Here is an 884-nt window from a genome sequence, read left to right as displayed (position 1 = left end):
GTCAAGGACGGCGCTTCCCTGACCCGGTCCATGGGCATGCCCTGGGTCCTGATCAACCAGACCGTGAACCTGGACCAGTTGGGCTCGGAGCAGGCGATCCGCGCCAACCTCCTGGCCGGTGGCACCTGGATCATCCTGCGCACCGACAGCGACCAGGTGAACCTGGGCGACCTTCCCCCCGGCTTCGAGGGGATCGACCCCTCGCTGATCCCGCCGGTGTGGGTGGAGGAGGACGACTCGCTGGTGTACGACCCGACCATGGCGGAGTCGGACCCGCGCCGCACCTTCGGCCTCGGCTACGTCGCCGCGCCGGGCGGGCGCGCGGGCATGATGCGCATCGACACGCTGGAGGACGCCACCGAGCACATCCGGCCGGAGAACATCCTGGCGCCGGTCGACGTGCCCTGGTGGGGCGACGAGGCGTACATGGAGGAGCTGGCCATGACCCCCATCCCCGGCTTCGAGGAGAAGGACGGCGAAGGCGGGACCGGCGAGGCCGGGACCGTGTTCGCCGGCGTCAACCTCCCGAAGGTGTCCAACAAGGAGCTGACGTCGGAGGAGAAGGTCCTGGCCGCCCTCCGCGACGAGTCCGACCCCATGTACGTGGACATGGTCGACGAGGGCGACGAGATCGACCCCGACGACATCGACTACGTGGAACGGGGCCAGCTGCTGGCCGCCTGCGGGGTGACGGAGTCGACCTTCGCGAACGTGCTGAACAAGCTGGAAAAGGCAGGAAAGATCCACCGGATCAAGGACGGGAAAGCCTCGAAGGTGGCCCTGGGCAGCCGACCGGAGGCCAGTGACGAGGCCGCCTGACCGTTTCCACTGGAAACGGTGCGCCCGTACCGCCCGCTGACCTGACGCCCTGCCCGGTCCTCGCC

Annotated in this window: 1 protein-coding gene; it reads left to right on the top strand. The window is 68.9% G+C overall.

The window, feature by feature from the left end:
- A partial coding sequence (locus CCN39_RS49100) for a hypothetical protein (protein WP_208630719.1) occupies positions 1 to 819 on the top strand: 819 nt, incomplete at its 5' end.
- Positions 820 to 884: the final 65 nt, after the last annotated feature.

This window comes from Amycolatopsis kentuckyensis, assembly GCF_002155975.1.
GTDB lineage: Bacteria > Actinomycetota > Actinomycetes > Mycobacteriales > Pseudonocardiaceae > Amycolatopsis > Amycolatopsis kentuckyensis.
The sequence above is the reverse complement of the archived record's forward strand: the minus strand, read 5'-3'. Positions and strand labels throughout refer to the sequence as shown.